Below are 23,419 nucleotides of genomic sequence, written 5' to 3' on the forward strand. Positions count from 1 at the left end.
ACATCAATCATGCAGGGCATTCTCTACGAGGAACCCTCGATCTGGCAGTTCTTCTTCGTCACCTGTCTGCTTGGCGGCTGGGCGGCGTGGATGACGGGCAAGGCCAGCGCCCAGACATGGCGCAGCTTCCTGCAGCTGTTCGCCTATATGCTGGGCCTCGGCATCGGCATACGTTTCATCCATCACGCGCTGTTCGGCGGCACGATGTTCTCGCTGCATTACTACATTGTCGACACCATTGTGCTGATGATACTTGGGTTCATCGGCTATCAATACACGCGCACGAACCAGATGGTTACGCAGTATAATTGGCTCTATGAAAGAGCATCGCTTTTGAGCTGGAAGCCGAAAGGCTAACGTTCATGATTAACGCCGTTTCGGGGATGAATCGGCGTGACAAGTGCCTGAAAATCGGCAAACTGTGCTTTCTGCGATAAGGGTGGGCATCGCATGAAAGTATCATCCACGCCCACTCCGTAAATGGGAGCGTTTATATGAAAAAGTCACTCTTGTCCGCCGTCGCACTGACCGCGCTTGTCGCGTTCAGCGGCAGCGCGTGGGCTGACATTCTGATCGGCGTTGCCGGTCCGATCACCGGCCCGAACGCAGCCTTCGGCGCGCAGCTGCAGAAGGGCGCCGAGCAGGCTGCCGCCGACATCAACGCGGCGGGCGGCATCAACGGCCAGCAGATCAAGCTCGAAGTCGGTGACGACGTCTCGGATCCGAAGCAGGGCATCTCTGTCGCCAACAAGTTCGTCGCCGACGGCGTCAAGTATGTCATCGGCCACTTCAACTCGGGCGTCACCATTCCGGCGTCGGAAGTCTATGCCGAGAACGGCATTCTCGTCATCACGCCTTCGGCGACCAACCCGCAACTGACCGAGCGCGGCCTGTGGAACACGTTCCGCACCTGCGGACGCGACGACCAGCAGGGCAAGGTTGCCGGCGACTATCTCGCCAAGAACTTCAAGGATGGCAAGATCGCCGTCGTCCACGACAAGACGCCTTACGGCCAGGGCCTCGCCGACGAAACCAAGAAGGCGCTCAACGCCGACGGCGTGACCGAAGCCATGTATGAAGGCATCAATGTCGGCGACAAGGACTTCTCGGCCCTCATCGCCAAGATGAAGGAAGCCGGCGTCACCGTCGTCTACTACGGTGGCCTGCATACGGAAGCCGGCCTGATCATGCGCCAGCTCGCTGACCAGGGCCTCAAGGCTCAGTTCATGTCGGGCGACGGCATCGTGTCGAACGAGCTGGCCTCGATCGCCGGTGACGCTGTCAACGGCACGCTGATGACGTTCGCTCCCGATCCGCGCAAGAACCCGAACGCCAAGGAACTCGTCGAGAAGTTCCGTGCCGCCGGTTTCGAGCCTGAAGCCTATACGCTCTACTCCTACGCCGCCATGCAGATCGTCGCCGCCGCCGCCGCTAAGGTGGGCTCGGCCGACGACGCGCAGAAGGTTGCAGCAGAGATCAAGGCGAGCGGTCCTTGGAAGACCGCGATCGGCGACATCGGCTATGACGCGAAGGGCGACATCACCCGCCCCGACTACGTCCTCTACACCTGGAAGAAGGGTGACGACGGCAAGTACACCTACTTCGAACAATAAGCCGACAAACGCCTGAAATCGGAAAATGCCCGGCGCAACGCGTCGGGCATTTTTCTTTTTTGGCGTGTTTCTCCGGGACTTCGCCGGCAGGCCGAGGGCGGCCGTTAGCCGGAAAATGATCTTGGCTTGAACGGCAATGCCGGCGCTTTCTTGCGCGTTTGCGCGTATGCGGCCGGCTTTGCTGCAAAGATTCGATTTAAATCGGTTTAAATACGCGTGGATTTTGTTTGCACTGCAGCATTTTCGCGCTAATCATGGCGCCGATTTCTCTTCCCTTCCGCTGCTGGAGCCCAGTCCTTGGCCATCACGAAGATCCTTGTCGCCAACCGGTCCGAAATCGCCATTCGCGTCTTTCGCGCGGCCAACGAGCTTGGCCTCAAAACCGTGGCGATCTGGGCCGAGGAGGACAAGTATTCGCTGCACCGCTTCAAGGCCGACGAAAGCTACCAGGTCGGGCGTGGGCCACATCTGACCAGGGATATGGGACCGATCGAAAGCTATCTGTCGATCGAGGAAGTCATCCGCGTCGCCAGGCTTTCGGGCGCCGATGCCATCCATCCAGGCTACGGACTTCTGTCGGAAAGTCCCGAATTCGCCGAAGCCTGTGCCGAGGCCGGTATCACCTTCATCGGACCGAAGCCTGACACGATGCGCCGGCTCGGCAACAAGGTTGCCGCACGCAATCTCGCCATCGAGGTCGGCGTGCCGGTGATCCCCGCCACCGACCCGTTGCCGGACGACATGGACACGGTCAAGAAACTGGCCAAGGAGATCGGCTATCCGGTGATGCTGAAGGCATCGTGGGGCGGCGGCGGCCGCGGCATGCGCGCCATCCGCTCCGAAGCCGATCTTGCCCGCGAGGTCATGGAGGGCAAGCGCGAGGCGAAAGCCGCCTTCGGCAAGGATGAAGTCTATCTCGAAAAGCTGATCGAGCGCGCCCGCCATGTCGAGGTGCAGGTACTTGGCGACACGCATGGCAATGCCGTGCACCTGTTCGAGCGCGACTGCTCGATCCAGCGCCGCAACCAGAAGGTCGTCGAGCGCGCGCCGGCGCCCTATCTCGAAATGTCGCAGCGCGAGGAGCTTTGCGGCCATGCGCTGAAGATCGCCCGCGAGACCAGCTATATCGGCGCCGGCACGGTTGAGTTCCTGCAGGATGCCGACAGCGGAAAATTCTATTTCATCGAGGTCAATCCGCGCATCCAGGTCGAACATACCGTCACCGAGCAGGTGACCGGCATCGATATCGTCAAGGCGCAGATCCACATCCTCGACGGCTTCGCCATCGGTACGCCGGAATCGGGCGTGCCGGCGCAGAAGGACATCAGGCTGAACGGCCATGCCTTGCAGTGCCGCATCACCACCGAAGACCCCGAGCACAATTTCATCCCGGACTATGGCCGCATCACCGCCTATCGCGGCGCGACGGGCTTCGGCATCCGCCTCGACGGCGGCACCGCCTATTCGGGCGCGGTCATCACCCGCTTTTACGATCCGCTGCTGGAGAAGGTGACGGCCTGGGCGCCGACGCCGGCCGAAACCATCGCCCGCATGAACCGGGCGCTGCGCGAGTTCCGCATCCGCGGCGTCGCCACCAACTTGACCTTCCTCGAAGCGATCATCAACCACCCGAGCTTCGCCGACAATTCCTACACGACCAAGTTCATCGACACGACGCCGGAGCTGTTCCAGCAGGTCAAGCGCCAGGACCGTGCCACCAAGCTCATCAACTACCTCGCTGATGTCAGCGTCAACGGCCATCCCGAGACGCGTGGCCGGCCGCAACCGAAGGCCGATGCGGCGGCTCCGATCGTGCCCTACCTCAACGGAAATGTGCCAAGCGGCAGCAAGCAGAAGCTGGATGTGCTGGGACCGGAGAAATTCGCCGGCTGGATGCGCGAGCAAAGGCAAGTGCTCGTCACCGACACGACGATGCGCGACGGTCATCAGTCGCTGCTGGCGACGCGCGTGCGCACGCATGACATCGCCGGCATCGCCGGCACCTATGCGCGCGCCCTGCCGCAGCTGCTGTCGCTCGAATGCTGGGGCGGCGCGACGTTCGACGTCGCCATGCGCTTCCTCACCGAAGACCCGTGGGAGCGGCTGTCGCTGGTGCGCGAGGCGGCACCCAACCTGTTGCTGCAGATGCTGCTGCGCGGCGCCAATGGCGTCGGCTACACCAACTATCCCGACAATGTCGTGCAGCATTTCGTCCGCCAGGCCGCTGCCGGCGGCATCGACCTGTTCCGTGTCTTCGACTGCCTGAACTGGGTCGAGAACATGCGCGTCGCCATGGACGCGGTCGGCGCCGAGGGCAAGCTGATCGAAGCGGCGATCTGCTACACCGGGGATATTCTCGATCCGTCGCGGGCCAAGTACGACCTGAAATATTATGTCGGGCTGGCCAAGGAGTTGCAGGCTGCCGGCGCGCACATCATCGCGGTCAAGGACATGGCTGGCCTGTTGAAGCCAGCCGCGGCGCGGGTGCTGTTCAAGGCGCTGCGCGAGGCGACCGACCTGCCGATCCATTTCCACACCCACGACACGTCGGGCCTGTCGGCGGCGACGGTGCTGGCGGCGGTGGAAAGCGGCGTCGATGCCATCGATGCGGCGATGGATGCCTTCTCCGGCAACACATCGCAGCCTTGCCTCGGTTCGATCGTCGAGGCGCTGAAGGGCACCGAGCGCGATCCGGGCCTCGACCCACAGTGGATCAGGAAAATCTCGTTCTACTGGGAAGCGGTGCGCAACCAGTACGCCGCCTTTGAAAGCGATCTCAAGGGGCCGGCCTCGGAAGTCTATCTGCACGAAATGCCGGGCGGACAGTTCACCAACCTCAAGGAGCAGGCGCGCTCGCTGGGGCTGGAGACGCGCTGGCACGAGGTGGCGCAGACCTATCACGACGTCAATCTGATGTTCGGCGATATCGTCAAGGTGACGCCGTCGTCCAAGGTTGTCGGCGACATGGCGCTGATGATGGTCAGCCAGGACCTGACCGTTACCGATGTCGAGAATCCGGCCAGGGACATCGCCTTCCCGGACTCGGTCGTCTCGATGCTGCGCGGCGATCTCGGCCAGTCTCCCGGCGGTTGGCCGGAAGCGCTGCAGAAGAAGGCGCTGAAGGGCGACAAGCCGATCACGGCGCGGCCGGGTTCGCTCCTGAAGGCAGCCGATCTCGAGGCCAGCCGCAAGGAGATCGAGGACAAGCTCGAACGCAAGCTCAGCGAATTCGAATTCGCCTCGTGGCTGATGTACCCGAAGGTGTTTTCCGACTTCGCCGGCGCGCAGGAAACCTACGGCCCGGTCAGCGTGCTGCCGACGCCGACCTATTTCTACGGCATGAAGCCGGAAGACGAGATCTTCGTCGACATCGAGAAGGGCAAGACGCTGGTGGTGCGGTGCCTGGCGATCGGCGATGTCGACGACAAGGGCATGGTCACCGTGTTCTTCGAACTCAACGGCCAGCCGCGCCGCGTCAAGGTGCCGGACCGCGCGCATGGCGCCTCCGCCGCCAAGGCCCGCCGCAAGGCCGAGCCCGGCAACGAGGCGCATGTCGGCGCGCCGATGCCGGGTGTCGTCTCGGCGCTTTCGGTTGCCGCCGGCCAGGTGGTGAAGGCCGGCGACGTGCTGCTTTCCATCGAAGCGATGAAGATGGAGACGGCCCTGCATGCCGAGCGCGACGGCACGGTCGCCGAGGTGCTGGTCAAGGCCGGCGACCAGATCGATGCCAAGGATCTGCTGATCGCTTTCGGGTGAAAGAAAAGGCTGTCGAGCCTGGGTTGTCCGCACCTGGCGGCAACCTTTCATGCCGCGTCGATAACGGCTTGACCCGCCGCCCCCGGTCGGGCATCGAACCGCTGAAATCAGCCGCCGCATACTTTCCGAGTCGCGGCGCAGAAACGATGTGGAGAAAAACATGGCCGACGATATCACCGAGACCAGCCAGACTGTTGCCGCCGGCCAGCTGCGTGCCTTCATCGAGCGCATAGAGCGGCTTGAGGAAGAGAAGAAGACCATTTCCGACGACATCAAGGAAGTGTTCGCCGAGGCCAAGGGCACCGGTTTCGACACCAAGGCGATGCGCACGATTATCCGGCTGCGCAAGAAGGATCAGGCCGAGCGCCAGGAGGAGGAAACCATCCTCGATCTGTACAAGGCCGCGCTCGGCATGGTGTAAGAGACTGTCTGGAAATTCTACTCCGGCTGCTATCTGATGGCGTTTTCTGCGCTTCCGGTGCTCACGGACCCGAACGTCCGCTGCGCTCCGGTTCTCGAAACCACCACCATATGACTCGCCAGAGCGAATTTCGAAACAGTCTCTGAGAGGCCGGCAACAGCCAGCCTGGGCGTGATGCTGGAACGGGCATCGGAACCATGAGCGAATTCGACTTCGGCGCCCGCCGCGCTTCTGAATTCCGCCATCGCGGCTTCTGGGTGCTGTTCGACGAACGGCATCCCGAGGAAAGGGCTCTGATGGCGAGGCGCGGACCCTGGTTCTGGCAGCGCGGGATGCCCGACTTCGCATTGGTCCTTTCCATGTATGTCGCGCCGGCGCAGAACCATGTCGGCGTCTTCTTCGGCCGCAACGAGAAGTTCGGTGCCACGCAAACCTGGTCGCGGTTGAAGCCGTTCCAGCCGGCGATCGAAGACAGGCTGAAGCTCAGGCCGGAACAAAGCTGCGAGGGCCTCGGCATCAATTCGATGTGGCGGGTGAACTGCTTTGCCGAGGACAACTGGCCGGCCATGACCGACTGGCTGGTGACGGAATGCTCGCGCATCGAGCGCGCCGTCACCGACGTCCTGGGACAGGGGTAGATATCAGGTGCTGGCGGATTTCTTCCGCTCACGCTGGCTTGGCCAGGTGCCGCTAAACCGGCTGTTCTGGCGAGACATGGTGCTCGTCGGCACGGCGATCAACATTGCATCGTCGGTGGCTGCGCTCATCCTGCTCGCACTGAAGCAGCCGCTCGAGGCCGTCCTGGCGGTGCATTTCGCGCCGGTGCCTTATAGCATCTTCCTGATGTCGGCCGTCTGGCGGACGGCCGAGAAAATTGGCGGCGCCAAGGCGTCAATGATGATGCTCGGTGCCGCGCTGTGGCTGATCCTGACGATCGTGATCTGACCAGGGCTCTCAATTGTTCGGCCAATGAAAAGGCGGCCGAAGCCGCCTTTCCAAAAACCTGCCAATCGGGCCTGCCGCTCAGGCGGCCGGCTCGAATTTCAAAGCCACGCCGTTGATGCAATAGCGCAGGCCGGTCGGCGGCGGGCCGTCCTCGAAGACATGGCCGAGATGGCTGCCGCAACGGGCGCAATGGCATTCGGTACGCACCATGCCGTAGCTGCGGTCGACGGTGTTTTCGACCGAGCCGGGCACCGGATCGTTGAAGCTCGGCCAGCCGGTGCCGCTTTCGAACTTCAGCTTGGATTCGAACAGCGGCTGGTCACAGCCGACGCAGGAAAAGGTGCCGGCACGCTTCTCGTAGAGCAAGGCGCAGCTTCCCGGCCGCTCGGTGCCGTGGCCGCGCATGACCGCATATTGCTCCGGCGTCAGCCGGGCGCGCCATTCGGCGTCGGTGCGGGTTACGGGGTAGGTGTGGGTGTCCATCTGATCTCCTCAGCCTTGCCGGCTCGTTGTTGATTGCAACCTCATATTCGCACCAAGATAGGCATTTGTTACGCGTCTGCCCAGCGGCGGGCTTTTGCAAAGGTCAATGCTTTCTCGACAACTGCTTCGTCGCGCCTTCGAGCCCGGCCAGCGTCAGCGGGAACATGCGGCCGCCGAAGATGTCGCGGATGATAGCGATCGAATGGGTAAAGCCCCAGTTTTTCTGGTTTTCCGGGTTGAGCCACACCGCGTTCGGCCATTGCTGCAGCAGGCGGCCGAGCCAGACGGCTCCAGCCTCCGGATTCCAGTGCTCGACCGAGCCGCCGGGGTGGGCAATCTCGTAAGGGCTCATCGAGGCGTCGCCGACGACGATCACCTTGTAGTCCGGGCCGTATTTGTGGAGGAGGTCGAAGGTCGGAATTACCTCGGCATGGCAGCGGCGATTGTCCTTCCACACGCCCTCGTAGAGGCAGTTGTGGAAGTAGAAATATTCAAGCTGGCGGAATTCGGCGCGGGCGGCCGAAAAAAGCTCCTCAACGCTTTTGATGTGGTCGTCCATCGAGCCGCCGACATCGAAGAACATCAGAAGCTTCACGGCGTTGCGCCGTTCGGGCCGCGTTCGCACGTCGAGATAGCCGTGCTCGGCGGTGGCATGGATGGTGCCGGGCAGGTCGAATTCCTCCTCGGCGCCTTCGCGTACCCAGCGGCGCAGGCGTTTCAGCGCGATCTTGATGTTGCGGGTGCCAAGCTCGACGGCGTCGTCGAAATTCCTGAACTCGCGCTTGTCCCAGACCTTCACGGCGCGGCGGTTGCGGCTTTCATGCTGGCCAATGCGCACGCCTTCGGGATTGTAGCCATAGGCGCCGAAGGGCGAGGTGCCACCGGTGCCGATCCATTTCGAGCCGCCCTGATGGCGGCCCTTCTGTTCCTCCAGCCGCTGCTTCAGCGTCTCCATCAGCTTTTCGAAGCCGCCGAGCGCCTCGACCAGCTTCTTTTCCTCGTCGGTCAGGTGCTTTTCCGCAAGGCGGCGCAGCCACTCTTCCGGGAGGTTCGCGACGTCGATGGCATCGGGTCCGCCCAGCGCCTCAACGCCCTTGAAGACATGCGCGAACACCTGGTCGAAGCGATCGATATGGCGCTCGTCCTTCACCAGTGCCGTGCGGGCGAGGTAATAAAAACCCTCGACGTCGTAGTCGACCAGCCCGGCTTCCAGTCCCTCCAACAGCGATAGATATTCCCGCAGCGAAACGGGAACGCGCGCGGCCTTCAACTCGAGGAAGAACGGGATGAACATGGCCTATCTACAACAGATCATACTCGATGAAGCCGGTCCGCCGCGCGACATAATCGTAGAGCTTGCGCGCCGTCGCGTTGGTCTCGTGCGTCATCCAGTAGACGTTCTTCACGCCGGTTTTTGCCGCTTCCTGTTTCACGGCCTCGATCAGCGCCGCACCGATGCCCTTGCCGCGCACGTCGGGGTCGGCGAACAGGTCCTGCAGATAGCAGTTGTTCTGCTCCGCCCAGCAGGAGCGGTGGTAGAGATAGTGGGTGAGGCCGACCGCCTTGCCGTCGAGGATGGCGATGAAGCCCTTCGGCTCGAACTCGCCCGCCGTGAACAGCCGCTTCCAGGTGACGGCGTACACCTCGTCGGGCAGCTTGGTTTCGTAGAAGGTGAGGTAGTCGGTCCACAAGCGGCGCCAGTCGGCATGGTCGGACTGCGCAAGCGGGCGGACAACAATCTCAGACATTTCATTTCCTCCGGGGGTTCTGGCCGAAGCTGCCCCCCTGTTCGACTGCCGGCAACGGTCCACAGCAGGGAAAAGCGCTACCCCTGCCTTCGCGCCATGAAGGCCAGCCGCTCGAACAGATGCACGTCCTGTTCGTTCTTCAGAAGCGCGCCATGCAGCTTCGGCAACGCGTTCTTCGGATCGGCGCGCAGGTCCTCCGGCGCGATGTCGTCGGCGACCAGCAGCCTTATCCAGTCGAGCGCTTCGGAGGTCGACGGCTTCTTCTTCAGGCCGGGCACGTCGCGGATCTCGTAGAACTGGGTGAGCGCCGCGCGCACCAGGCTCTGCTTGATGCCGGGATAGTGCACGTCGACGATCCTGTGCAGCGTGTCGACGTCGGGAAAGCGGATGTAGTGGAAGAAGCAGCGGCGCAGGAAGGCGTCCGGCAGTTCCTTCTCGTTGTTGGAGGTGATGATGACGATCGGCCGGACGGCCGCGCGGATGGTCTCGCCGGTCTCGTAGACGAAGAACTCCATCCGATCGAGTTCCTGCAACAGGTCGTTGGGGAACTCGATGTCGGCCTTGTCGATCTCGTCGATCAGAAGCACGACCTTCTTGCCGGCGGCGAACGCCTCCCACAATTTACCGCGCTTGATGTAGTTCCTGATGTCGTTGAACCTGATATCGCCGAGCTGGCTGTCACGCAGCCGCGAGACGGCGTCATACTCGTAAAGACCCTGCTGCGCCCTGGTGGTCGACTTGACGTGCCATTCGATGAGATCGAGGCCAAGGGCCGCCGCCACTTGCCTGGCAAGTTCCGTCTTGCCTGTGCCTGGCTCGCCCTTGACCAGCAAGGGCCGCTCCAGCGCGATCGCCGCGTTGACCGCAACCATCAGATCCTTGTCGGCGACATAGGCCGCCGTGCCTTCGAAACGCATTTTCGCTCCCTGGTTCACTCCTGGCGACCGTAAGGAGACGGCCCGGTCCGCGCAAGGGTGGGGTTGGCTGCGGCGGCTGCGGGAACAGCGAGGAAAGAATGCCATCTCTCTGGCGCTTGGGCTGCCATCGGCCTATATTGGGGATGACGGTCTGTGCTTCCCGGCAGGAGAACATTTTCCCCGGGGCCTTAACGATCCTTAGGGAGCTGTCCCTGGGAAGACCCGTGGGTTTTCTCACACGGCGCCCACCTACTTTGTAGGCACCCGGGATCGCTCTCTCCACCGGTTGTGTGGATCGTCACTTATTCCAATGCATCCACGCATTTCGGTGGATGACGCGGTGGAAAACGTCGCTCCCGAGACTCCATCCAGATCTGACCTTTTCTATCCTGGCCGCATGACCTCTCCCAAAGAATTGAAAAAGCAGCTGCGTCGCGAGGCACTCGGGCGCCGTGACGCGCTCGATGCGTTGTGGAGGGTGGAGATCGCGCTTGAAATGGCCGAAACGGCGCGCGATCACCTCGATGTCGAGCCGGGCCAGATCGTCTCCGGCTTTTGGCCGATGCGATCGGAAGTGGACGTCCGGCCGCTGATGTTTGCCTTGCGCGAAAAGGGGGCGAGGCTTTGCCTGCCTGCCATCCTCGACAAGACCACCATCGTCTTTCGCGAACTGGTGCGCGGTGCGCCGATGGTCGAGATGGGCTTCGGCACGGTCGGCCCGCACGAAGAAGCCGAGGTGCTCGACCCCTCGGTGATGCTGGTGCCGCTCGCCGCATTCGATGCGCGCGGCCATCGCATCGGCTACGGCGCCGGTTACTATGACCGCGCAATCGCCAAGCTGGTCGACAAGGGAAAACCACCGCGATTGATCGGCATCGCCTTCGACTGCCAGGAAGTGGCGCTGGTGCCGGATGAGAACCACGACGTCATCATCACGGAAATACTCACCGAGAGCGGGTTGCGCCGCTTCGCGCCAAAATTGTAGATAAATGGACGCATGATCTTTTCGCAGACGTCATGCAGCTTTTGCTTCGTTGACCTTCGGTGCGGGATCATATGAGACTTCTCTTCCTCGGTGACATGGTGGGAAAAACGGGCCGCACGGCGGTGTGGGAACAATTGCCTGGACTGATCTCGGACTTCAGGCTCGATTTCGTCATCGTCAACGGCGAGAATGCCGCCGGCGGCTTCGGCATCACCGAAGAGATCTTTCGCGAGACGATCGCGGCCGGCGCCGATGTCGTCACCACCGGCAACCACGTCTGGGACCAGCGCGATGCGCTCGCCTTTGCGCCGCGCGAAGAGCGGTTCCTGCGGCCGTCCAATTTTCCCAAGGGCACGCCCGGGCGAGGCTCCGGCGTCTACATCGCCAGAAGCGGCGCGCGCGTGCTGGTCGCCAACATCATGGGCCGGGTGTTCATGCATCCCGAGCTCGACGATCCGTTCCAGGCCGGAGAGCGTGAGCTTGCCGCCTGTCCGCTCGGCGAGCAGGCGGATGCCGTGGTCATCGACTTCCACGCCGAGGCAACGTCTGAAAAGATGTGCTTCGCGCATTTCGTCGATGGCCGCGCCAGTCTCGTCGTCGGCACCCACACGCACCAGCCGACCGGCGATCATCAGATCCTCAACGGCGGCACCGGCTACATGTCCGACGCCGGCATGTGCGGCGATTACGATTCATCGCTTGGCATGGACAAGGAGGAACCGCTCAACCGGTTCCTGTCGAAGGTGCCGAAGGGGCGTTTCGAGGCAGCGACCGGACCGGCGACATTGTGCGGCGTCGGCGTCGATATTTCCGACCGCACCGGGCTGGCCGAGAAGATCGCGCCGTTTCGTCGCGGCCCGCGGCTGGAGGAAACCGCGCCGTCCTTCTGGTCGTGACATTGATATAGGCGTGTGCAGTACCTAACTGCCGGCGACACTGCTCTAGATCGTTACAAGAGGGGACGACGACCTCCATGCAGGTTATCGAATTTTTCGCGCCGCATTTTCAATTCGTTTCCGACCCGACGGCCTGGGTCGCGCTGCTGACGCTGGTGGTGCTGGAGATCGTGCTCGGCATCGACAATCTGATCTTCATCTCGATCCTGACCAACAAACTGCCGGAGGCGCAACGCGCCCGGGCCCGCCGGCTCGGCATCTCGGCGGCGCTGGTCATGCGGCTGGTGCTGCTCGCCACCATCTCGGTCATCGTCCAACTGACGATGCCGGTATTCACTGCGTTCGGCCATGGTTTCTCGTGGCGCGACCTGATCCTGATCGCCGGCGGCCTGTTCCTGGTCTGGAAGGCGACCAAGGAAATCCATCACACGGTCGATCCCGACGACCACAAGGACACGATGCTGGGCGAGACGCTGCAGATCAGCCTTGCCGGCGCGATCTTCCAGATCCTGCTGCTCGACCTCGTCTTCTCGATCGATTCGATCATCACCGCCGTCGGCATGACCGACGAGATTGCCATCATGTATATCGCAGTGATCGTCGCGGTCAGCGTGATGATGCTGGCGGCGGGGCCCCTGGCGGACTTCATTGCCAAGAACCCGAGCATCGTCATGCTGGCGCTGGGCTTCCTGCTGATGATCGGCATGACGCTGATCGCAGACGGCATGGGCTATCACGTGCCCAAGGGCTACATATACGCGGCCATGGGTTTCTCGGCGCTGGTCGAGGGGCTCAACATGTTGGCGCGACGGCGCAGGAAGGCGAAGTCCGGCGACGGACATTGAGGTTGGTCCGCCGGCGCGAACCTAATGCGCCGGCACACCTTTCGGATGGCGGTCGCCGATCAGGCCCAGCGTCAGACCCTGCTCCAGCCAGGCCTTGGCGCCGGCCAGCACGAGCGAGAAGCCATCGGTTGAACCGATGGCCTCTTTCACCTGCTCGTCGCCGTTGCCGGCGAAGCCGAAGTTGCGGACCTCGAGAAAGGTCGCTTTGCCTGGCATTTTGGTGAAGGTCCAGACCACCGTGGTCGGCGGATCGCTCCATTGCATGACGATCCTTTCGTTCGCGACGATGTCGCTGACAACGACCGTCGTCGAGACGTCGTACATGCGCCATTCCCAGCGAACGTCCTTGCCGCTGTCCAGCCGGCCGCTGCCGTGGGTGAACCAGAATTTCGTGGTGACGGCCGGATCGACGATGGCCTCGAACACGTCGGCGACGGGCCGCCGGATCAGCATGCCGGCTTCGGCGGTCGGCGTTTCGTGGATTTCCATGGCAACTTTCCTTCGATAGACAGTCCCTGGTTTGTCTGCCGGTCAGCCCCCGTGCCTACCGGCCTCCTGCTGTCCAGCTCGCTATGCCAGATTGACCTGCCAGGAGACGCCGAACCTGTCGTTCAGCCATGCGAAGCGGCGGCTGAAGCCGTAATTGTCGGGCGGCATCAGGAACCCGCCATCCTTTGCCAGCGTCTCGACAATGCGGTTCAGTTCGTCCTCGGAGGCACAATCCACATACAGCGAGACCGACGGCGTGAACGTGAAGGCGTGGTGTACGGGGCTGTTGTAGATCATGACTTCCAGGCCAGCGATGGAGACGCGCGCCAGCTTGACCGTTCCCTCCGGACCGTCCTCGCCGGGACCGTAACGTGTGACGTCAAGGACGCCGCTGTCGGGAATGGTCTCGCAATAGAGGGTCATTGCCTCCTCGGCCTTGCCCTCGAACATCAGGAATGGCGTCACTTTCTTCATCGCTTTACCTCCGTCACTCAGATGTTGGTCTCGTTGGCGGGTTCGCCCTTCATCTCGCTGCGGTAATAGCCGTCGCGCAAATTGATGCCGTATTCGACATAGGCCTTCATGCAGGCCAGCATCTGCGACCAGCCCTCGCAGTTGAGGTAGGATTTCTTCAGCCCGGCCGCGCCTTCCTGCCACCCGCTCTCGGCGATGGTGACGAAGGTGCCGCCATCGTCGAGCGGCTCGAAATTCATCTCGATGCGGGTCTTGTAGGCCGGCTTGCCGTCGGCGTCGGTGGCATCCCAGCGCAAGACGATGCGGCTGTCCTTGACCACCTCATCGACCTCGACCGGCACTTTGCCCCACCAGACGACTCCGGCGCCGGCCTCCAGTGGCGCGCTGGCGCCGCCAATGGTGGTGAAATAGCCGCTGAGCTTCTTCGGGTTGACGACCGCGTCGAAGACTTCGGCGACCGGCCTGCCGATGCGTCCGGAAACCCTGAATCCGAGTGACATATCCACAGCTCCTTCCTTGCTCGATCGAACGATATGTTATAGAAATATAACATGTCAAGCCGATCGCAAGACGACAATGTTTTCAAGGCGCTGGCCCACCCACGCCGGCGCGAAATACTGGATCAGCTGAAGGACACGGCGAAGACCACCGGAATGTTGTGCGACGCCTTCCCCGACATCGATCGCTGCACCGTCATGCTGCATCTCAAGGTGCTGGAAGAAGCCGATCTGATTGTCGCGCGCCGCGACGGGCGCGAGCGCTGGAACCATCTCAACGCGCTGCCGATCAAGCAGATCCACGACCGCTGGATCAGTCAGTATGCCGGCCATGCGCTCAGCATCATTGACCGGCTGAAGTCCGACCTGGAGGGGTGAGCGATCGCGGCAACCGCTGTCATGCGTCCTGTGCGCGGTGCGGCTGGACGAATTGAGCCGATTTATCTATAAGCCGGCCATTCCGACAGAGAGCGCCATACGTCCTCGGGACGCATCAAGGACGTTCTGAAATTTTGAATTCGAGTATTTTGCAGAAGGCGAGGTGATCTGCCTGGCTGCGGGATGCTCTAGCCGAAGACGACAGGGGTGCCATGGCTGGCCATTCACAGTTCAAGAACATCATGCACCGCAAGGGCCGTCAGGACGCGGTGCGGTCGAAAATGTTTTCCAAGCTGGCGCGCGAAATCACCGTTGCCGCCAAGAGCGGCACGCCCGATCCATCGATGAACCCGCGCCTGCGCCTTGCCGTGCAGAACGCCAAGGCGGTGTCGATGCCGAAGGACAACATCCAGCGCGCCATCAACAAGGCCTCGATGGGCGATGCCGAGAATTACGAAGCCGTGCGCTACGAGGGCTACGGTCCAGGCGGCGTCGCCGTCATCGTCGAGGCCCTGACCGACAATCGCAACCGTTCGGCGTCGAATGTGCGCGCCGCCTTCACCAAGGCCGGCGGCGCGCTCGGCGAAACCGGTTCGGTGTCGTTCATGTGGGACCGTGCCGGCGAGATCTATTATCCGGCATCGGCCGGCAGCGCCGACAAGGTGATGGACGCGGCGATCGAAGCCGGCGCCGACGATGTGGAGTCGGATGAAGAAGGCCACACGATCTATTGCGCCTTCGAAAATCTCGGCGAGGTGTCGAAGGCGCTTGAAGGCGCGCTCGGCGAGGCTGAATCGGTGAAGCCGATCTGGAGGCCGCAGAACAATGTTCCGGTCGACGAGGAACGGGCACAATCGCTGATGAAGCTGGTCGCCACGCTCGAGGATGACGACGACGTCCAGAGCGTCTACGCCAACTTCGAAGTCGACGACGAGACAATGGCCAAGCTCAGCGCGGCATGAGCGAAGCTCAGCCAGGCATGGGCGACGTTCAGTCCGGCGCAGTCGAAAAGCGGTTGCCCGCCATCCGCATCACCTATTGCACGCAGTGCCAGTGGCTGTTGCGTGCCGGCTGGATGGCGCAGGAGCTGCTCTCTACCTTCGGCACTGATCTCGGGGAAGTGACGCTGGTGCCCGGCACCGGCGGCATCTTCACCATTTCCTGCAACGACGTGCTGGTCTGGGACCGCAAGCGCGACGGCGGTTTCCCGGAGGCGGCCAAGCTCAAGCAGCTGGTCCGCGATGTCATCGACCCGGATCGCGATCTCGGCCATTCCGACCGCAAGGGTCATAAGTCAAAAGACCCCGCCTAAGGTATTGATATTCAGGTGAGGCCGGTCTGCAAACGGTGCTTTCCTGCGCTTCCGGTGCTCACGTACTTTAAGTACGCTCCGGTTCTCGGAAATCGCCACTTTCGACTCGGCCTGACCTGAAATCTCAACACACCATTCAAGCGTGGCAAATGTTGAGAACGGGGGGTTGGTTTTGATGGCGATGCTCACCCCCATGCGAAGATGAAGCAGCCAAGAGCCACGATGGCAGTGATGGCTCGGACGTGGTTCCACATGACCCAATCCCTGAGATAAGTGGTCCAGACAGTGGCGCCATTGCTGCTGGCCGGATCGACGGCGGCCAGCGCATCGTTGAGCGGCACGTTGAAGACCATGGTCACGATCAGGTTGCCGACGAGGTAGATCAGGGCGCCGGCGAGCAGCCAGAACGAACCCGGCTGGCTCCAGCCGATGATCGCGCCGGCGATGAGCACGAGGCAGATCAGCCCGGTGCCGAACAATGCGGTCATGAAGGTCGGCGTGATGACGGTAATGTTGATCGAATTCATCGCGGCGATGCCGCCCGCCGCCGGCAGGCGGGCGAGCGCTGGCATGACAAAGTTGGAAAAGGCGAAGAACACGCCGCCGACGACGCCCGCGCCGATCGCGGCCAAGAAGGTCAGGGTGGGGAGTAGTTTCGTGATCATGTCCGTTCTCCAGGTTCATGTCCCGCGCTTTAAAATATGAGCAACCCTCACATTTGCAAAACGTGATAAACCCTCGTATTTTGTCCGTCAAGCCCTTTTCTGGATGATGAGCGCGTTTGTTGGAGACAATGATGGAAGGCGCACCGGCCAACGAGCAGATCGCTTCACCGCGCCGGGCGCCGAGCCAGCAGCGCAGCCGCGAACGGGTCGAGCGCATGCTGGCCGCCGCTTCGGCGCTGATCGCCGAGCAGGGCAGCGATGCCATGCGCATGGGGGAAGTGGCGGAACGGGCAGGGGTGTCGATCGGTTCGCTCTACCAGTTCTTCCCCGACAAGCGGTCAATCATCTGGGCGCTGGCTGAACGCTACACCACCCAGGGCCAGGCCTGTATCTCAGCGGCACTTGCTGATGTCCGCGACGCCGAAGGCCTGGGCCAAGCGTTTTCGGAGCTGGTCGATATCTACTACCGGCTGTTCCTGGCCGAGCCTGTGATGCGCGACATCTGGTCCGGCACACAGGCCGACAAGGCGCTGCGCCAGCTCGAGCTTGCCGACAGCCGGACCAATGCCGAGTTCCTCACCGCAGCGCTGAAGCGGCTGCGGCCGGCGGCCGATCCAGCCGCTCTGGAAACCACGGCGTTTCTCATCTGGCAAATGGGCGAGGCCGCCATGCGGCTGGCGATCTCGGTCGAACGGCAGGAGGGCGACAGGCTGGTCGCCGCCTACAAGCGCATGGCGCTGCGGGAATTGCTGGCCGAGTAAGGAAAGCCGAGCCTTCCGCGGCAACAAAAAACCCGCCTTGAGGGCGGGTTTTTGATCTGCGACAAGGCCGGAGCGGGCTTAGGTTCTTACTTTGTGCAAGTCGTTATCCCAAAACCGCTTCGCACTTTCGGCGACATGCACTTAGAGGCCGAAACCTTCGAAGCGCTTCTTGAACTTGGAGAGGCGGCCGCCGCGGTCGAGCAGGGTCTGCTGGCCGCCGGTCCAGGCCGGGTGGGTGGTCGGGTCGATATCGAGGTTCATCGTATCGCCTTCCTTGCCCCAGGTCGAACGGGTCATGTATTCGGTGCCATCGGTCATGACGACCTTGATGGTGTGGTAGTCGGGATGGATGTCGGTCTTCATGGCTCTGTTCCTGGCTGCCGGCGCTGCTGACGGGCAAAAGCCTGCGTCGATGCGCCCCTTTTTAAAACTCGAAGCCGCAGCTATTGAGGAGCCACGGCTTCTAAAACGGTCGGCGAGCCTATACATCAGCCGGAATTGAATCACAAGGCCGCGGCGGGCGCATATTGGTGGCGCAATGCAAAAGGGGCCAGAGGAAACGGTCATGGCGGATATCAGTGGCGATGCAGACGAGCGCCGACGCTCGCTCAAGCCGCTCAGGCGCCTGTTCCCCTATCTCACCCGCTACCGGAAAATGGTCATCGGCGCGGTCATCTCGCTGGCCGTTGCGGCGGCGACGACGCTGGCCTTGCCGCTGGCGGTACGGCGGATGATCGACCACGGCTTTTCGGCGTCGGATTCCAGCTTCATCGCCGAATATTTCGGCATGCTGGTGGTGATGGCCGCTGTGCTGGCGGCTGCGTCGGCCTGCCGCTACTATTTCGTCATTACGCTGGGCGAGCGCGTTGTCGCCGACATCCGCAGCGACGTGTTCAGCCATGTGACGACCCTGTCGCCATCCTTCTTCGACACCGCGCAGTCGGGAGAGATCGTGTCGCGGCTCGCCGCCGACACGACGCAGATCAAGTCGGCCGTAGGGGCGACCGCCTCGGTGGCGCTGCGCAACGTCATCCTCGGCCTTGGCGCCGTGGCGATGATGGTCTTCACCAGCCCCAAGCTGTCGGGCCTGGTCATCGCCGCGATCCCGGTCATCGTGTTGCCGCTGGTCGCCTTCGGGCGCTCGGTGCGGCGCAAATCACGGCTGGCGCAGGACACTCTGGCCAATGCGACAGCCTATGCCAGCGAGCAGATCGGCGCGGTGCGCACGCTGCAGGCCTTCACCAATGAAAGACTGGTCACCGGCCGCTTTTCGTCCGCCGTGGAGGCCGCATTCGAGGCAGCGCGGGCCTCGATCTTTGCACGCTCGTTCCTCACCTTCTTCGCCATCTTCATGATCTTTTCCTCGGTCGTGGCGGTGCTGTGGTTCGGCTCGCGCGACGTGCTCGACGGCACGCTGTCGCCGGGCACGCTCGGCCAGTTCCTGCTCTATTCGGTGTTCGCCGCCGGCGCGCTCGGCGCGCTGTCGGAAGTGTGGGGCGAACTTGCCCAGGCAGCGGGTGCCGCCGAACGGCTGACCGAGATCCTGGCCGAGAAGCCGGCGATCCAGTCGCCCGCCGTTCCGGTCCTGCTGCCAGCGAAAGCGAGAGGCGCGATCAGTTTCGACGACGTGTCGTTCTCGTATCCGGCCAGACCCGACCGTGCCGCCGTCCACGGCCTGAGCTTTCAGGTCAAGCCCGGCGAGACAGTGGCGATCGTCGGTCCTTCGGGCGCCGGCAAGAGCACGGTGTTTTCACTGATCCTGCGCTTCTACGATCCCGAGACCGGCAGAATCTTGATCGACGGCGTCGATGTGCGCGAGGCCGACCCCATCGCCATCAGGCAACGTATCGCCATCGTGCCGCAGGATGTCACCATCTTCGCGGCGAGCGCGCGCGACAATATTGGGTTCGGCCGGCCGGGCGCCAGCGAGACCGAGATCGAGGCAGCGGCCAAGGATGCGCTGGCCGACGAGTTCATCCTCAAGCTTGAAAAAGGCTACGACAGCCAGGTCGGCGAGCGCGGCGTGACGCTGTCCGGCGGCCAGCGCCAGCGGGTGGCGATCGCCCGCGCCATCCTGCGCGACGCACCGATCCTGCTGCTCGACGAGGCGACCTCGGCGCTCGACGCCGAAAGCGAGACGCTGGTGCAGATGGCACTGGAGCGGCTGATGCAGGGCCGCACCACCATCGTCATCGCGCATCGCCTGGCAACCGTGCTGAAAGCCGACAGGATCCTGGTCATGGACGGCGGCAGCATTGTCGAGGAAGGCACGCACAAGAGCCTCGTCGCCAAGGGCGGCATCTATGCACGGCTGGCAAAGCTGCAGTTCGAAACCGGCGCAAGCGCCTTCAGGGGTGCCGCGGAGTAGGCAGGCGCTGTTGGCCTGGCGGTTCCACCCATAGCCTCACGCGTTTCCATACCGTTTGCGCAGATGATCGGTGAAATACGTGGCGTTGAGCTTCTCACCGGTGGCGCGCTCGAGCAGATCCGGCGTCGACCAGCGCGAGCCTTGCGACCAGATCCTGTCGCGCCGCCAGGCGTTGATCGCCTCGAAATCGCCCCTGGCGAGGTCGCCATCAGCGGACGGATGGTCCCTTGTCAGCGCCGCCCATTGCTGGGCCGCCATCATCGCGCCCAGCGTATAGGAGGGGAAGTAGCCGAAGGCGGCACCCGGCCAATGCACGTCCTGCATCGGTCCGTCGGCAGGATTTTCGATGGTGGAAAGCCCGAGATAGTCGCGCATCTTGGCGTCCCAGGCTTCAGGCAGGTCAGCCACCTCCAGCCTGCCCGAGACGAGCTCCTGCTCCAGCTCGTAGCGCAGGATGACATGCAGCGGATAGGTCACCTCGTCGGCGTCGACACGGATCAGGCCGCGTTCGACGCGATGCACATGCGGCAGGATGTCGTCGAGCGACCAGGCTTCGCCGAGATGCCTTTCGACCACCGGCAGCGCCCAGCGCCAGAAGGCAGGGTTGCGGCCGATCTGCTTTTCGACGAACAGGCTCTGGCTTTCATGCACGGCCATGCCGCGCGCCTTGCCGAGCGGCCAGTGCGACCATGCCTTCGGCAGGTTTTGTTCGTATAGCGCATGGCCGGTCTCGTGCAGCACGCCCATCAGCGCCGAGAGGAAGTCGGAGGTCTTGTAGCGGGTGGTGATGCGCACGTCGCTCGGCACGCCGCCGCAGAAAGGGTGATGCGATACCGACAGCGAACCGTGTGTCAGATCGAAGCCGACCGCCGCCATCATGGCAAGGCCGAGCTCGCGCTGGCGGTCGATCGCATAGGTCCCCGAAAGCGGCTTCAGCGGGTGCTTGCGCAACCGCGCTTCCTGTATCGCCAGCGCCTCGGGCACGAAACCTCTGAGGAAAGCTTTCAGGTCGGTGAAGACAGGAGTGATGTCGGCGGCGCGGTTACCGGGGTCGTATTGCTCCATCAGCGCGTCATAGGGGGCGAGACCGAGGACGTCGGCGCGCAAGGCGGCCTCCTCGCGCACCAGCGCCACCACGCCCTCGAGCGCCGGCTGGAAGCCGGCCCAATCGTTCTTGGCGCGCAGGTCGCGCCACAATTGCTCGCAACGCATGCGCGCCGTCGTCTGCCGTTCTACGAACTCGACCGGCAGGCAGGTCAGGTTGGTGTATTGCCGCCGCAATTCGGCGAGAGCCGCCCGTTGCTCTTCGCCGAGCGTCTCGCCTTCGGCGACGGCTATCCAGTCGGCGATTTCCGGCGCCGTCGCCCTGGTGTGATACATGCCGGCCAGTGCCGCCATAGCCTCGGCGCGCTTCTCGCCGCCGCCGACGGCCATATGGGTCGCTTCATCGGCGCCGAGGATGGCCAGCGCATGCTCGAGCGCTTCGAGTTTGTGGCCGAGATCATCGAGTTTTTGAAAGGACATGGCGGCTTCCGTGATTGGGGACGGCGCGAAAAGATACCAACGCAAAGACGTTTGCAACCCTGCGGCCCTGTGCGGCGGATGCATCTTGCGCAGGTGAGGCCGCGCGTGAAATGCTGCCGGCGACGCATGAAGGGGGAACAAGATGATCGGCAACATCCTGGTCGGGCTGGTGGCCTTGATCCATGTCTACATCGTCTATCTCGAGATGGTGCTGTGGGACACGCCGAGCGGACACAAGGCATTCAATCTGACGCCGGAATTCGCCAGCGCTTCGAAGGTGCTCGCCGCCAATCAGGGGCTCTACAACGGCTTCCTTGCCGCCGGCCTGATCTGGGGGCTCACCCTTGGCGCGGGTGGCTTCCAGGTCAAGGTTTTCTTCCTGTTGTGCGTGGCCATTGCCGGCCTCTATGGCGCGGCGACGGTTGGTCGCAAGATCCTGTTCATCCAGACCGTGCCGGCAGTGCTTGCCCTGATCGCGGTCTGGCTCGGCTGGTAGGGAAAAAGGACGCCCGCGGGATTGGGGTCCCGAAGGCGCCAGGTGGTCCCTTCCTGGTGCATGGCCCGAAATCGGAACCGATTTCGGTCGGATCATGCGCAATATCGAAGTGCCGCGGGCGCGCGCCGCGATAGCCGGTCTCAGCCGTTCGGGTAGTTTCCGCCGTCGGAACCATCGCCGATCATGAAGCCGCTGCCGGTGTCGACCATCAGCCGTTGGTCGACATTGTCGAGCCGGCGCAGCAGCTCATGGTATTGCGCGGCCGGTATCCTGCCGTGATCCGACGCCGCGATCTTCTCGGCCGCCTGACTGATGCGAGCCGTGCGCATTTCCAGGCGTTGCGCCACCGCCGGCGTGATGGTGTTGGCCTGCCTGGCGTCGACTATGCCCTGTTGGACGCCTTGGACCTGTTCGATGAGACCTTCGACGCGCGGGCCGGTAAAGTCGGTCGGCGCAGTTTCGTCGAGAGCGCCTTTATGATGGCCCGCCGCATAGGCGCCGGCAAGCGGAACGGCGATGAGGAACGCCGTGAATGTTGCAGTTCTGAGCGAGGTCCTGGGAGTAAAAGAGCGCATCGTCGCGTCTCCTCTTGAAGAGGAAGGTGGCGGTTGTTCCGACAGCCTTCCGGCCGCGGGCCGTCCGGTTCCGTCGCGTCACGATGGGAGGATTCATCGCCGGCGGTTCTCGGCCCAGGCGGGAAGCTAGGACCGCACCGGCACGATGTGTAATTAAAAAAAGATAATCTTTTCAGGCCTTGCCGGTCCACGGCTGCGCCCTAGCGTTGAGCCGGCGAACAAATTCGCGTGATGCGGGATCACCGTTCGGTGAGCTTCAGCTCAATACGGCGGTTCTTGTTGCGGGCCTCTTCGGTGTCGGCCGGGTCGAGCGGCTGGAACTCGCCGAAGCCGGCGGCGACCAACCGGTTGGCCGGTACGCCGTTCTCGATCAGGAACTTCACCACCGAGGTCGAACGCGCCGTCGACAGCTCCCAGTTGTCGCGGTAGCGGCCGGTGCCCGAAAGCGGCTTGTTGTCGGTATGGCCGTCGACGCGCAGCACCCAGTTGATCTCTGGGGGAATTTCCTTCTGCAACTCGATGATGGCGTCGGCGAGTTTCTTCATCTCGACCTTACCGGCATCGTTGATCTCTTCGGAGCCGGTCGGGAACAGCACTTCCGACTGGAAGACGAAGCGGTCGCCGACGATCCGGATGTTCTCGCGGTCGGCGAGGATTTCGCGCAAGCGCCCGAAGAAGTCGGAGCGGTAGCGGTTCAGTTCCTGCACGCGCTGCGCAAGTGCCACGTTCAAGCGGCGGCCGAGATCGGCGATCTTGGTGTTGGAATCGCGGTCGCGCGTTTCGGACACGTTGAGCGCATCCTCGAGCGCGCCGATCTGCTTGCGCAGTGCCGCGATCTGCTGGTTGAGGATCTCGACCTGGCTCAGCGCCTGCTGACTGATCTGGCGCTGGTTGTCGAGTTCGCCGCCCAGCTCTGCCGCACGCTGGTTGGCGGCGTCGCCGGCGCCCGCACCTTGCGCCAGCAATTGTTCGAGCCGGCTCTTCTCGGCTTCCGCCGCCGACAGCGATGCCTGCAGATTGGCCAGCGAATCATCCTTGTCCTGCGCCGTCGAGCGCTCCAGCGCCAGAAGCTGGGTCAGTTCGTTGATCTGCGAGTTGAGGCGCGTGAGCGCGGTATCCTTGCCGGACAGTTCGCGGCCGAGCAGGAATTGTGCCAGCACGAAGACCGTGAGCAGGAACATGATGGCCAGAAGCAGCGTCGACAGCGCGTCGACGAAGCCCGGCCAATAGTCGATGCGGCGATCGGTGCGCCGGCCCCTGGCGAGCGCCAC

At 62.9% G+C, this 23,419-nt stretch carries 27 protein-coding genes and 1 other RNA gene; 16 read left to right on the forward strand and 12 right to left on the reverse strand.

The features are described from left to right. Nucleotides 1–9: 9 nt before the first annotated feature. The 6 genes from AC56QP_RS20760 to AC56QP_RS20785 all read left to right on the forward strand — a co-directional run bounded on the left by AC56QP_RS20760 (nucleotide 10) and on the right by AC56QP_RS20785 (nucleotide 6,735). Nucleotides 10–357: a DUF6867 family protein gene (locus AC56QP_RS20760; protein WP_091578847.1), complete on the forward strand. Its 348-nt coding sequence runs from the start codon at nucleotides 10–12 to the stop codon at nucleotides 355–357. A gap of 137 nt (nucleotides 358–494) precedes the next feature. Then, the gene (locus AC56QP_RS20765) at nucleotides 495–1,613 is read left to right on the forward strand and encodes a branched-chain amino acid ABC transporter substrate-binding protein (RefSeq protein ID WP_489858273.1); all 1,119 of its coding nucleotides are present in this window, start codon (nucleotides 495–497) and stop codon (nucleotides 1,611–1,613) included. 297 nt (nucleotides 1,614–1,910) lie between these two features. Then, nucleotides 1,911–5,369, forward strand: coding sequence for a pyruvate carboxylase (pyc, locus tag AC56QP_RS20770; protein WP_489858272.1), 3,459 nt, complete (start codon nucleotides 1,911–1,913; stop codon nucleotides 5,367–5,369). A 160-nt stretch (nucleotides 5,370–5,529) separates the two neighbouring features. Continuing rightward, nucleotides 5,530–5,790 (forward strand): DUF2312 domain-containing protein, encoded by a 261-nt coding sequence (locus AC56QP_RS20775; protein ID WP_027027312.1) that lies wholly within the window; start codon nucleotides 5,530–5,532, stop codon nucleotides 5,788–5,790. Between the two features lie 197 nt (nucleotides 5,791–5,987). Next, the gene (locus tag AC56QP_RS20780) at nucleotides 5,988–6,428 is read left to right on the forward strand and encodes a hypothetical protein (protein WP_489858271.1); all 441 of its coding nucleotides are present in this window, start codon (nucleotides 5,988–5,990) and stop codon (nucleotides 6,426–6,428) included. A gap of 7 nt (nucleotides 6,429–6,435) precedes the next feature. After that, nucleotides 6,436–6,735, forward strand: a complete 300-nt coding sequence (locus AC56QP_RS20785) for a hypothetical protein (protein WP_489858270.1) — start codon at nucleotides 6,436–6,438, stop codon at nucleotides 6,733–6,735. Nucleotides 6,736–6,813: 78 nt separating this feature from the next. Here the strand turns inward: AC56QP_RS20785 and msrB are convergent, their stop codons facing one another. The 4 genes from msrB to AC56QP_RS20805 form a co-directional block, all read right to left on the reverse strand. Beyond that, the gene (msrB, locus tag AC56QP_RS20790) at nucleotides 6,814–7,218 is read right to left on the reverse strand and encodes a peptide-methionine (R)-S-oxide reductase MsrB (protein ID WP_013529102.1); all 405 of its coding nucleotides are present in this window, start codon (nucleotides 7,216–7,218) and stop codon (nucleotides 6,814–6,816) included. Between the two features lie 103 nt (nucleotides 7,219–7,321). Next, nucleotides 7,322–8,512, reverse strand: coding sequence for a vWA domain-containing protein (locus AC56QP_RS20795; protein WP_489858269.1), 1,191 nt, complete (start codon nucleotides 8,510–8,512; stop codon nucleotides 7,322–7,324). 7 nt (nucleotides 8,513–8,519) lie between these two features. Then, the gene (locus AC56QP_RS20800) at nucleotides 8,520–8,966 is read right to left on the reverse strand and encodes a GNAT family N-acetyltransferase (protein WP_489858268.1); all 447 of its coding nucleotides are present in this window, start codon (nucleotides 8,964–8,966) and stop codon (nucleotides 8,520–8,522) included. A 77-nt stretch (nucleotides 8,967–9,043) separates the two neighbouring features. Beyond that, nucleotides 9,044–9,883 (reverse strand): AAA family ATPase, encoded by an 840-nt coding sequence (locus tag AC56QP_RS20805; protein WP_489858267.1) that lies wholly within the window; start codon nucleotides 9,881–9,883, stop codon nucleotides 9,044–9,046. Nucleotides 9,884–10,028: 145 nt separating this feature from the next. On the opposite strand from AC56QP_RS20805, the gene ssrS reads away from it, so the two are divergent. From ssrS to AC56QP_RS20825, 4 genes are all read left to right on the forward strand, one after another. Continuing rightward, nucleotides 10,029–10,184: non-coding RNA, 6S RNA (gene ssrS / locus AC56QP_RS20810), on the forward strand. Between the two features lie 96 nt (nucleotides 10,185–10,280). Further along, nucleotides 10,281–10,868 (forward strand): 5-formyltetrahydrofolate cyclo-ligase, encoded by a 588-nt coding sequence (locus tag AC56QP_RS20815; protein WP_489858266.1) that lies wholly within the window; start codon nucleotides 10,281–10,283, stop codon nucleotides 10,866–10,868. A 71-nt stretch (nucleotides 10,869–10,939) separates the two neighbouring features. Further along, the gene (locus tag AC56QP_RS20820; RefSeq protein WP_489858265.1) at nucleotides 10,940–11,764 is read left to right on the forward strand and encodes a TIGR00282 family metallophosphoesterase; all 825 of its coding nucleotides are present in this window, start codon (nucleotides 10,940–10,942) and stop codon (nucleotides 11,762–11,764) included. A gap of 77 nt (nucleotides 11,765–11,841) precedes the next feature. Further along, nucleotides 11,842–12,609: a TerC family protein gene (locus AC56QP_RS20825; protein ID WP_489858264.1), complete on the forward strand. Its 768-nt coding sequence runs from the start codon at nucleotides 11,842–11,844 to the stop codon at nucleotides 12,607–12,609. A gap of 21 nt (nucleotides 12,610–12,630) precedes the next feature. On the opposite strand, the gene AC56QP_RS20830 is transcribed toward AC56QP_RS20825, so the two are convergent. The 3 genes from AC56QP_RS20830 to AC56QP_RS20840 form a co-directional block, all read right to left on the reverse strand. Further along, nucleotides 12,631–13,098 carry an SRPBCC family protein gene (locus tag AC56QP_RS20830; protein WP_489858263.1) on the reverse strand — a complete coding sequence of 156 codons (468 nt, stop codon included), beginning with the start codon at nucleotides 13,096–13,098 and terminating at the stop codon, nucleotides 12,631–12,633. Between the two features lie 81 nt (nucleotides 13,099–13,179). Next, entirely contained in the window at nucleotides 13,180–13,572 is a 393-nt protein-coding gene (locus AC56QP_RS20835; protein ID WP_489858262.1) for a VOC family protein, read from the reverse strand. 17 nt (nucleotides 13,573–13,589) lie between these two features. After that, complete coding sequence (locus AC56QP_RS20840) at nucleotides 13,590–14,072, reverse strand: SRPBCC domain-containing protein (RefSeq protein WP_256752763.1); 483 nt, start codon at nucleotides 14,070–14,072, stop codon at nucleotides 13,590–13,592. 51 nt (nucleotides 14,073–14,123) lie between these two features. Between AC56QP_RS20840 and AC56QP_RS20845 the strand changes: the two genes are divergently transcribed. From AC56QP_RS20845 to AC56QP_RS20855, 3 genes are all read left to right on the forward strand, one after another. Beyond that, nucleotides 14,124–14,447 carry an ArsR/SmtB family transcription factor gene (locus AC56QP_RS20845; RefSeq protein WP_489858261.1) on the forward strand — a complete coding sequence of 108 codons (324 nt, stop codon included), beginning with the start codon at nucleotides 14,124–14,126 and terminating at the stop codon, nucleotides 14,445–14,447. 212 nt (nucleotides 14,448–14,659) lie between these two features. Continuing rightward, nucleotides 14,660–15,409: a YebC/PmpR family DNA-binding transcriptional regulator gene (locus AC56QP_RS20850; RefSeq protein WP_091578823.1), complete on the forward strand. Its 750-nt coding sequence runs from the start codon at nucleotides 14,660–14,662 to the stop codon at nucleotides 15,407–15,409. A gap of 17 nt (nucleotides 15,410–15,426) precedes the next feature. Further along, the gene (locus AC56QP_RS20855) at nucleotides 15,427–15,759 is read left to right on the forward strand and encodes an Rdx family protein (RefSeq protein WP_489863551.1); all 333 of its coding nucleotides are present in this window, start codon (nucleotides 15,427–15,429) and stop codon (nucleotides 15,757–15,759) included. Nucleotides 15,760–15,944: 185 nt separating this feature from the next. Here AC56QP_RS20855 and AC56QP_RS20860 read toward each other — a convergent pair whose 3' ends face one another. Then, nucleotides 15,945–16,424 carry an anthrone oxygenase family protein gene (locus AC56QP_RS20860; RefSeq protein WP_489858260.1) on the reverse strand — a complete coding sequence of 160 codons (480 nt, stop codon included), beginning with the start codon at nucleotides 16,422–16,424 and terminating at the stop codon, nucleotides 15,945–15,947. 131 nt (nucleotides 16,425–16,555) lie between these two features. On the opposite strand from AC56QP_RS20860, the gene AC56QP_RS20865 reads away from it, so the two are divergent. Further along, entirely contained in the window at nucleotides 16,556–17,185 is a 630-nt protein-coding gene (locus AC56QP_RS20865) for a TetR family transcriptional regulator (RefSeq protein WP_489858259.1), read from the forward strand. 141 nt (nucleotides 17,186–17,326) lie between these two features. Here the strand turns inward: AC56QP_RS20865 and rpmE are convergent, their stop codons facing one another. Further along, nucleotides 17,327–17,548 (reverse strand): 50S ribosomal protein L31, encoded by a 222-nt coding sequence (rpmE, locus tag AC56QP_RS20870; RefSeq protein ID WP_006327661.1) that lies wholly within the window; start codon nucleotides 17,546–17,548, stop codon nucleotides 17,327–17,329. Between the two features lie 202 nt (nucleotides 17,549–17,750). Here rpmE and AC56QP_RS20875 point away from each other — a divergent pair, with 202 nt between their 5' ends. Further along, entirely contained in the window at nucleotides 17,751–19,553 is a 1,803-nt protein-coding gene (locus AC56QP_RS20875) for an ABC transporter transmembrane domain-containing protein (RefSeq protein WP_489858258.1), read from the forward strand. A gap of 36 nt (nucleotides 19,554–19,589) precedes the next feature. On the opposite strand, the gene AC56QP_RS20880 is transcribed toward AC56QP_RS20875, so the two are convergent. Next, nucleotides 19,590–21,077, reverse strand: a complete 1,488-nt coding sequence (locus tag AC56QP_RS20880) for a carboxypeptidase M32 (protein ID WP_489858257.1) — start codon at nucleotides 21,075–21,077, stop codon at nucleotides 19,590–19,592. 142 nt (nucleotides 21,078–21,219) lie between these two features. Between AC56QP_RS20880 and AC56QP_RS20885 the strand changes: the two genes are divergently transcribed. Beyond that, nucleotides 21,220–21,573: a DUF1304 domain-containing protein gene (locus AC56QP_RS20885; protein ID WP_269907567.1), complete on the forward strand. Its 354-nt coding sequence runs from the start codon at nucleotides 21,220–21,222 to the stop codon at nucleotides 21,571–21,573. A 140-nt stretch (nucleotides 21,574–21,713) separates the two neighbouring features. On the opposite strand, the gene AC56QP_RS20890 is transcribed toward AC56QP_RS20885, so the two are convergent. Both AC56QP_RS20890 and AC56QP_RS20895 read right to left on the reverse strand, forming a co-directional pair. Continuing rightward, nucleotides 21,714–22,148 carry a hypothetical protein gene (locus tag AC56QP_RS20890; protein ID WP_489858256.1) on the reverse strand — a complete coding sequence of 145 codons (435 nt, stop codon included), beginning with the start codon at nucleotides 22,146–22,148 and terminating at the stop codon, nucleotides 21,714–21,716. Nucleotides 22,149–22,387: 239 nt separating this feature from the next. Next, complete coding sequence (locus AC56QP_RS20895) at nucleotides 22,388–23,419, reverse strand: peptidoglycan -binding protein (RefSeq protein WP_489858255.1); 1,032 nt, start codon at nucleotides 23,417–23,419, stop codon at nucleotides 22,388–22,390.

Source organism: Mesorhizobium sp. RCAM 05104, from assembly GCF_059683645.1.